The following is an 8,704-nucleotide window of genomic DNA, read 5'->3' on the forward strand; positions in this document are numbered from 1 at the left end:
GATGAGAGTGTATCGTTATGTTGTTGAAACAATTAGAGTATTTTGTGTGTGTAGTTGATAATAATAGTTTTACTCAAGCTGCGACTGAGCAGTATGTGTCTCAATCTGCTATTTCACAACAAATTAAAGCCCTTGAAACGAGTTTAGGCGTGGAGCTGATGGTACGAGAAAAACGAAGCTTTTACCTAACACCAGCGGGGCAATATTTATATCGATCTGGTAAAAAATTACTAGAACGCTTTCACGATATTAAGGTAGAAACAACCCGCATTGGTACAGATGCACGTGTTAGCTTACGAATTGGCTATTTAAATCGCTATAGTGGGATGGCTATGCAGCAAACGGTCATTCGCATGGCTAAACGCTATAAAAACCTAGATATCCGCATGTATAGTGGCAGCCATGAGGAACTATATGGCATGTTAGATGATCGTCGCGTAGATGTGATTTTTAATGATCATTGGCAGATTTTATCTGATGATTATGAAAGTCATTTGATTGATAAGGCGACCACAGTAATCGAGGTGCCACAAGGTTATACAAAGGAAGGTAGCGTCGAAATTAAAACTATTGATGACTTACCACTTATCTTAGTATGTCGCGGTAAGTATACGCTAGCTGAGGAAGAACATTATCGTAAGGCCATTGGTTATGCTGGTGCCTTTGCCTATGCTCGTACATTAGAGGAGGCGCGCTATTTAGTAGCAGGTCAACAAGGACTATTGTTGCTTGATCGTTTTAAATATTTAACCGACTCCATGCCAGGTATTGAGCGCAAGGTATTAACTAACCATGGTAAATCGATGGAGCGCAATTACTACTTTGTATCGCAACAAAATCAAAGTAACACCTATGTAGAAGCCTTTAGAGAAATGTTTAAACAAGTTTTAGCAGAGTTTTAATGTATCAAAGACGGATTATGTAAAATAAATTTAATCGTCATATAACAAATAAACAATTACAATATAAAAGCCGTTAGCATATGCTAACGGCTTTACTGTCTATAGATTGCGTTATTAAAGTTATTTTAATTAAAATATTCTAAGAACATTGTGACTCCATCGATAAATAATTTTATGCCATAAATGACGAGTACTGCACCACAGAAGCGATTGATCCAAGCCATATGGGTAATTTTTATTTTTTTAGCTAATAAATGCATGGTGGCAGCCAAGGCTCCAAACCACATTGGGGTCATAGCTAGGAAGCCTCCAAAGAAATAATAAATACCTTCTTCAGGTATATTAGCTTGAAAGGCGCCGAGCATCATAGTTGCATCAAGAACGGCTTGAGGATTCCCCCAGGATACAGCGATAGCGGATAGGATAATTTTACGAATTGGAATATTCGTATTTACATTGCGTATATCTGGCTCAGTTCTGAATATATTAAAGCCCATATATACAATCAGTAGGCCCCCAAAAAGGAGTACGATAAGCTTTGTAAGCGGCCACATTTCAAGAATGGCGCCGACACCAAAGAAGGCTGCCGTACTGAGGCTCATATCAAATAGTGCCAATATGATAAGGGTCAATATGATACGACGTATAGGCTGTACCAATGCTGTGTTGATGATGAAGAGGTTTTGCATGCCAACAGGGGCAAATGTTGCGAGACCGACAAGAAGTCCTTGTAAGAAGTACATGTTAACCCTCCTAACTATAGTATGATAAAGTACTAATAAGGTGAATAGTAGCACGAAACCCCTCCATTACTGGAGGGGTTATTACTATTCTAACTATATACAATTATATCATATTAAAATAGGTATGTATATTTCTTACCATAAACCAATCATATGTTGTGTAGCTAGGCTGACTGCTGTGATGGCAATCCAGCAACAAGCACCCATTGCAAGGGCAGAACCACCGGATTTTATCAATTTTACGATATTAGTATTAAGTCCGATAGCAACCATGGCCATTGTAATAAAGTATTTGGAAATAGTTTTGAATACACTCAAGAATTGAATATCTACATTCGCATAGGATAATGCTGTTGTAATAAGAGAACAAATCACAAAGTATAAAACAAATTTAGGGAAGATTTTAGCGATGCTAACACTGCTACCATCAGCTTGAGCAGCACTTTGTTTTGCTTTATATACTTGGTAACTTGCTAAACCTAAACAAATAGGAATAATAGCGAGGGTACGTGTTAATTTAACGATTGTCGCATATTCTAGTACTTGTGTACCAGTACCTTTCATACTATCCCATACGGCAGCTGTAGCTGTTACAGAGGATGTATCGTTTACGGCGGTACCAGCAAATAGACCAAAGCCCATATTGGAAAGACCAATAGCATCACCAAATGGAGGGAATACAAAGGCAGCTACTACATTGAAGAAGAATACAACAGAGATAGCCTGTGCAATATCTTGATCCTCTGCCTTGATGACTGGTGCAGCTGCAGCGATAGCAGAACCACCACAGATGGAGGAACCTACGCCGATAAGTACGGCTGTATTAGAGTCGATATGAGTAAGGCGATAAATAATATAGGATACGATTAAAGATGTAGCGATGGTTGAAATGATGACAGGTAATGAAATCCAACCTACATGTAAAATTTGTGTAATGTTTAAGCCAAAGCCCAATAAAATAACGGCCCATTGTAAAATCTTTTTTGATGTAAATCCAATGCCGGCACCAGTTTTTTCGCGTTTCCAAGATGTGAATATAGAGCCAATAATTATACCTAAGATGATAGCAAAGATCGGGCTACCGATTAGATGAAACTCTAGGCCTAATAGCCAACAAGGAATAGCGAGGACCGCACAGAGCAGAATGCCTGGCAATGTTTTTTGATTGATACCCATAATAAAAAACCTCCTTACTGTACATACAGTTCACGTCATATGTGGTATCATGTGGCGTTTTTTCTATGATTTTAATAGTACCACATTAGGGGAATTAAAATCTACTAGTAATGTAAGAAAAATACGGTATATTTATTTTTGTGAATGTATAAGGTTGAAAAGTATAATAAATGAATATTAATTATAAATATAGAATTAATACGATTTTTATGGATTTCTTATGAAGGATATAGGTTATAATAAATATTTATATGTGATTAAAACCACTTGTTTTGTATTGAATATATTGTATATAATGAATAGAATCTATTTTATAGATAGAAATGTAAATGAGGTACCTTATGATTGATATTAAACAAATAATTGAAACCAATAAAGAGTATGTGAAAAACCACCCAGAATTACCAAAAGCAGGATTAACAAGCCATCCTACTAAAAAACTAGGTATTGTCACATGTATGGATACGCGTTTAGTCTGCATGCTAGAAGATGCATTAGGTTTTAACCGTGGTGAAATCATCGTTATAAAAACAGCCGGTAATAGTGTAACACAACCTATCGATAATATCGTACAAAGCTTGCTTGTTGCTACCTATGGTATGGAGATTGAAGATGTATTAGTCATCGGCCATGAGAACTGCGGCATGATTGACTTCTCTGCTACAACTTTTATGGAGTCCATGAAAGAAAAAGGTATCAGTGAAGATGCGATTCGCATGATCGAACCAGGACTTATTGACTGGATGGATCGTTTCCACATCTCCGAAGACAATGTAATCTATACAGTTAACTTCTTGCGTCACCACCCACTATTCCCAAAAGGAATGGGATTCTATGGAGGGATGATGGATCCTGATACAGGCGAATTCCGCTACCTCGAAATATAACCTTTGATTTGATGGGGCCCAAGTTGATTTGTACATTTAAGTGAAAAAGGACGAGAACTAACCTCTACGCTCCAAAGCGAGCTAAGTCGCTAATCGGTTAGTTCTCGTCCTTTTTCTAACTGTACCTATGAATTAGTCCCATCAAATCTAAATGTCCATTAACGAGTTAGCGTAATTTCGCCGTATCGAGAGTGGGGGAGAAATTAATGGGGCCCCTTTACATAAGTACATTTAGGTAAAAAAGAGTGATGACTAACCTCTACGCTCCAAAGCGAGCTAAGTCGCTAATCGGTTAGTCATCACTCTTTTTCTTTTTCTCCATATATAGCCAACCTATTATTCTCTCATTTATGGTTGTAGATAGGACTATATGGGACTGTTACATAAGTACAGCCATAAAAATCACAGAACCTAGTAAAGAGCGACTTAGCTCGCTTTGGAGCGATGAGCTAGGTTCTGTGATTTTTAACAAGGCTCGCACTAATGTATGGGGGCCCCATATAGTCCTATCACGGTAAACCTTAAGCGTAATAATAGGTTGACTATATATTCCCTTTGGCTGTATATTGTAATTAGATTGTAAACTTACTCACATAAATTGGTTAACCTATGCGGCGTTAAGTATCGCTGAGAGGAGACGTGTATGAAGCAGTTAGGTATTTCTATAATTGGAACCGATACAGATGTAGGCAAGACGTTTGTGACAGGGTTGTTAGGGGCTATGGCTGTAGATGATGGCTTTGCGGTTGGTATGGTTAAACCGGTGTCCTCCAGCGCAGTACCTTTTCCTGAATGTGTAACGATGGATGAGGATAATTATAATGTGGATCTTGAAAGCAAGGATGCTACATATTTGATGCGTTCCGCTGGCATTCCTGAGTCGCGCCGTCACGAGGTTAATCCATATGCTATTGCTGGAGATTTTTCTCCTCGTCTGGCAGCAGAATTGGCTGGTATAGAAATCAATTATGATGGTGTAGTAGCTCATACATTAGATGTTGTTAATCGCTATGATCTAACCTTTGTAGAAGGTGCTGGTGGTATTACAACACCTCTTTACGGCGATAAAACATTCACGGATTTAATGAAAGATATTAAATTACCGGCCATCGTTGTAGCTGATGGACGGTTGGGCTCCATTAATCGCGCTATTTTAACTTGTGAATACGCGAAGATGCATGGTATTGAGGTGAAAGCCATCATTGTTAATGATACAACGGCAGTGGATCCGTTCTTGTTGAAAACAAATGTGGAAGACATGGAACGATATACAGGTATTCCTGTAGTGGCTGTAGTACCGCCATACCAAGGTCCGGATATCCAAAAGGTTCAGCTAGGTTGGGCTCGGTCCTTTGTGGACTCTAAGAAGGTGTGGAATACAGTATTAGGCATATAGTAGTTAGATATTGTAATTTAATCTGGACTATTCATTTATATTAATAGATTGTTATAGTAGTAGATTGTTATAGTAGTAGAGCTTTATAGGGATAGGGAATTATAGTTTGTAAAATTGTACGTATGAGGTGACGAAATGGCAGAGAAACAGCTTTCACAAGCAGCACAATGGGATCATGAGTTTGTATGGCATCCATTTACACAAATGCAAGATTGGTTGGCACAAGAACCAGTCGTAATCGAACGTGGTGAGGGGGTATACCTCATCGATGAGAATGGTAAAAAGTATTATGATGGCGTTTCCTCATTATGGGTTAATATTCATGGACATAATCATCCTGTATTAAACCAAGCGTTGAAAGAGCAAATTGATAAAATTGCCCATAGTACATTATTAGGTCTCGTAAGCCCACCATCTGCACAGTTGTGTAAAGAATTAGTAGAGCTCGCTCCAGAAGGTTTAAATAAAGTATTTTTGTCTGATGATGGTAGTACAGCTATTGAAGTTGCTATTAAGATGGCCTACCAATACCGCCAACTAGTGGGACAAACGAAAAAAACTAAATTTATCGCCCTTAATGCAGGCTACCATGGGGATACATTAGGTACTGTATCTGTAGGTGGTATTCAATTATTCCACCAAGTATTCCATAATTTATTATTCAAACCTTTGACATTGCCAAGCCCTGGCGTATATCGTGACGTAGCAGATCGAGAAAAGGCCTTTGAAGAGTCTTTGGCTGAACTAGAACGCATCCTCAATGAAGAGGGTGATGAAATCACAGCTCTCGTTATGGAACCATTAGTACAAGCTGCAGCAGGCATGCTCGTAATGCCTCATGGCTATTTGAAACGGGTTCGTGAATTAACGGCGAAACATGATGTATTCCTCATTGTCGATGAGGTAGCCACAGGCTTTGGCCGTACTGGTAAATTCTTTGCCTGTGAACACGAAGGTGTGGCTCCAGATTTCATGACCTTGTCTAAAGGGATTACTGGCGGTTATATGCCTCTCGCTGCCACATTGACTACACAACGTGTATTCGATGCCTTCCTCGGCACATTTGAAGAAAAGAAAACCTTCTACCATGGACACTCCTATACAGGTAATGCCTTGGCTTGTGCCGTTGCATTAGCTTCGTTGAAAGTATTCCGCGATGAAAAGGTTATCGAAGGATTACCTAAGAAAATTGAGGCTTTCACTAATGCATTGAAGCCAATCGAAAACCTGAAACATGTTAAAGAGGTTCGTCAACGTGGCCTCATCGTAGGTATTGAACTTGAAAAAGATGTGGCTACGCATGAAGCATATCGTCCAAATGATGCGGTAGGGGCTAAGGTGGCCATCCTTGCTCGTGAACAAGGGCTCATTTGCCGTCCGATCGGTGATGTGGTGATCCTCATGCCTCCATTGGCGTCCACTGTGGAGCAATTAGCGGACATGGTTCGCATTGTTGGTGAAAGTATTCAACGAGCTACCGAAGAAGAGGGAATCCTCGAAGATTTACGCCCAATAATTCTATAACAATTTACGTCTAAGTATTTAATAAAGATTTAGGGCAAACGTAAAAGCTATATATGTCATGATTCTACGGTTCTAGAGTCGTTGGCATATATAGCTTTTTATATGTTTAGCGTATAATGTTTCGTTAAGTCTTTAAACTATAGACTATACATTGTGAAAATTCGATGATATTTTTGCATATCTATGATACTATATACGTATAAAGGAGGTCATCGTATGGACATTTATGTAATTATGCAAGTTATTATTTTATTTGGTGCCATCTTCCTTGGTGTTCGCCTCGGTGGTATGGGCATCGGTTACGCTGGCGGCCTTGGGGTAGTATTGTTAAGCCTTGGTATGGGTATGTTCCCTGGACAGATTCCGTGGGATGTAATTCTCATCATCATGTCTGCTATCGCTGCCATCTGTGCCTTACAGTTAGCCGGTGGTCTTGATTATTTGGTGCGTATTGCGGAAAATATTTTGCGCAAAAACCCTAAACACATCAACTATTTAGCACCAACAGTAACGTATTTCTTAACTCTATTAGCTGGTACTGGTCATACAGCATTTTCTATGATTCCGGTAATCGTAGAGGTGGCAAAAAGTGAAAACATTAAGCCATCTGTACCATTATCCATTGCCGTTGTAGCGAGCCAAATCGCTATTACAGCGAGCCCAGTATCTGCAGCAGTTGTTGCTATGAGTGGTTTCCTTGAACCATTTGGTGTAAACTACCCAACATTACTCGCTATTTGTATTTCTACAACATTCGTAGCAGTTATGATTACTGCCTTTGTTATGTCTACATTTGCGAATAATGATTTGTCTTCTGATCCAGTATACCAAGAACGTTTGGCAGCAGGTCATGTGGCTCCACCTCGTGAAAAGAGTGCTGATTTCCACTTGAAACCAGGTGCGAAAACTTCTGTATTGATTTTCTTGATTGGTATTATTTGTATCGTATTCTATGCAACTGCCATCTCCAAGAACATTGGTCTTATTAAACCAGTTATCTTCGGTCGAAATGATGCCATCGTTGGATTCATGATGATTATTGCGGCTGCTATTACATTCTTCTGTAAGATTGATACAGCACAACTTGTTAATACAAGCACATTTAAATCCGGTTTATCCGCATGTGTCTGCGTATTAGGTGTAGCATGGTTGGGTGATACTTTCGTAAAAGGTCATATCCCTGAAATCAAAGCTCTAGCATCTAGCTTGGTAACAGCTTATCCATTCCTATTAGCCGTAGCATTCTTCTTTGCTAGTACATTGTTGTATAGCCAAGCGGCAACTACGCAAGCGTTGGTACCAGCCGTAATTCTAGCTCTCGGTATTACTCCAGAGAACCCAGGATCCGTATACATTATCATCGCATCCTTCGCAGCTGTATCTGCACTCTTCGTATTACCTACATACCCAACACTTTTAGGGGCTGTACAAATGGACGATACCGGCTCAACACGAATCGGTAAGCTCGTATTTAACCATCCGTTCTTCATCCCTGGTGTACTATCCATTGCTATCGCAGTAGCACTTGGCTTTGTAGTAGCTCCATTGATGCTGTAGTTGGTAAAAGCTAAATAAGGCTAATTCAAACATATTCAAATAAGAAATGGACGTAACTTTCAAAAGTTACGTCCTTTTTGTTGTACGCCGAATAGGCATGACTAAACCCCCAGTTAAACTGGGGGTCGGTAAAAATTCTTAGAGAAAAGGAAAGAACCTCCTAGTGATAGAATGAAGTTGGTCTGGCAACCACAACATTTCAACATAGGAGGTTCAATGTCAATGAATGACGTAAAAAGCTTATCACATAGTAAATGGAGATGTAAATATCATATTGTTTTTGCTCCAAAGTATAGAAGACAAATAATTTACGGTCGGATAAAAGCTGATGTAGGTAAAATCTTACGAGATTTATGTAAGAGAAAAAATGTAGAGATAATAGAAGCGGAATGCTGTCCGGATCATATTCATATGCTAGTAACGATACCACCACATTTAAGCGTATCGAGTTTTATGGGATATTTAAAAAGTAAAAGTAGCCTCATGATATTCGATAAACACGCAAATTTAAAATATAAG

At 39.1% G+C, this 8,704-nt stretch carries 8 protein-coding genes; 6 read left to right on the top strand and 2 right to left on the bottom strand.

Annotated elements, in window-relative coordinates; all coding sequences use genetic code 11:
* The first annotated feature begins 17 nt into the window (after positions 1-17).
* The gene (locus O3607_RS07070) at positions 18-902 is read left to right on the top strand and encodes a LysR family transcriptional regulator (protein WP_371443619.1); all 885 of its coding nucleotides are present in this window, start codon (positions 18-20) and stop codon (positions 900-902) included.
* A 125-nt stretch (positions 903-1,027) separates the two neighbouring features.
* Here O3607_RS07070 and O3607_RS07075 read toward each other — a convergent pair whose 3' ends face one another.
* Together O3607_RS07075 and O3607_RS07080 are read right to left on the bottom strand one after the other, a co-directional pair.
* Positions 1,028-1,645 carry a LysE family transporter gene (locus O3607_RS07075; protein WP_314108833.1) on the bottom strand — a complete coding sequence of 206 codons (618 nt, stop codon included), beginning with the start codon at positions 1,643-1,645 and terminating at the stop codon, positions 1,028-1,030.
* Between the two features lie 135 nt (positions 1,646-1,780).
* Entirely contained in the window at positions 1,781-2,821 is a 1,041-nt protein-coding gene (locus tag O3607_RS07080) for a YeiH family protein (RefSeq protein WP_371443620.1), read from the bottom strand.
* Between the two features lie 341 nt (positions 2,822-3,162).
* Between O3607_RS07080 and O3607_RS07085 the strand changes: the two genes are divergently transcribed.
* From O3607_RS07085 to tnpA, 5 genes are all read left to right on the top strand, one after another.
* Positions 3,163-3,708, top strand: a complete 546-nt coding sequence (locus tag O3607_RS07085) for a carbonic anhydrase (protein WP_308522393.1) — start codon at positions 3,163-3,165, stop codon at positions 3,706-3,708.
* A gap of 643 nt (positions 3,709-4,351) precedes the next feature.
* The gene (gene bioD / locus O3607_RS07090) at positions 4,352-5,104 is read left to right on the top strand and encodes a dethiobiotin synthase (protein WP_295214640.1); all 753 of its coding nucleotides are present in this window, start codon (positions 4,352-4,354) and stop codon (positions 5,102-5,104) included.
* A gap of 135 nt (positions 5,105-5,239) precedes the next feature.
* Positions 5,240-6,628 carry an adenosylmethionine--8-amino-7-oxononanoate transaminase gene (gene bioA, locus O3607_RS07095; protein ID WP_371443621.1) on the top strand — a complete coding sequence of 463 codons (1,389 nt, stop codon included), beginning with the start codon at positions 5,240-5,242 and terminating at the stop codon, positions 6,626-6,628.
* 216 nt (positions 6,629-6,844) lie between these two features.
* A complete protein-coding gene (locus O3607_RS07100; RefSeq protein ID WP_156719708.1) occupies positions 6,845-8,185 on the top strand; it encodes an anaerobic C4-dicarboxylate transporter in 1,341 nt (446 codons plus the stop codon).
* Positions 8,186-8,407: 222 nt separating this feature from the next.
* Positions 8,408-8,704, top strand: a 297-nt coding sequence (gene tnpA / locus O3607_RS07105) for an IS200/IS605 family transposase (RefSeq protein ID WP_371443622.1), incomplete at its 3' end; no start/stop codon positions are given.

It is taken from the genome of Veillonella sp. 20925_1_51 (assembly GCF_041431445.1).
GTDB lineage: Bacteria > Bacillota > Negativicutes > Veillonellales > Veillonellaceae > Veillonella > Veillonella nakazawae.

Excerpts from the sequence above, each read along its gene's own strand:
- O3607_RS07070 (WP_371443619.1), top strand. The coding sequence starts at position 18 with ATGTTGTTGAAACAATTAGAGTATTTTGTGTGTGTAGTTGATAATAAT.
- O3607_RS07075 (WP_314108833.1), bottom strand. The coding sequence starts at position 1,645 with ATGTACTTCTTACAAGGACTTCTTGTCGGTCTCGCAACATTTGCCCCT.
- O3607_RS07080 (WP_371443620.1), bottom strand. The coding sequence starts at position 2,821 with ATGGGTATCAATCAAAAAACATTGCCAGGCATTCTGCTCTGTGCGGTC.
- O3607_RS07085 (WP_308522393.1), top strand. The coding sequence starts at position 3,163 with ATGATTGATATTAAACAAATAATTGAAACCAATAAAGAGTATGTGAAA.
- bioD (WP_295214640.1), top strand. The coding sequence starts at position 4,352 with ATGAAGCAGTTAGGTATTTCTATAATTGGAACCGATACAGATGTAGGC.
- bioA (WP_371443621.1), top strand. The coding sequence starts at position 5,240 with ATGGCAGAGAAACAGCTTTCACAAGCAGCACAATGGGATCATGAGTTT.
- O3607_RS07100 (WP_156719708.1), top strand. The coding sequence starts at position 6,845 with ATGGACATTTATGTAATTATGCAAGTTATTATTTTATTTGGTGCCATC.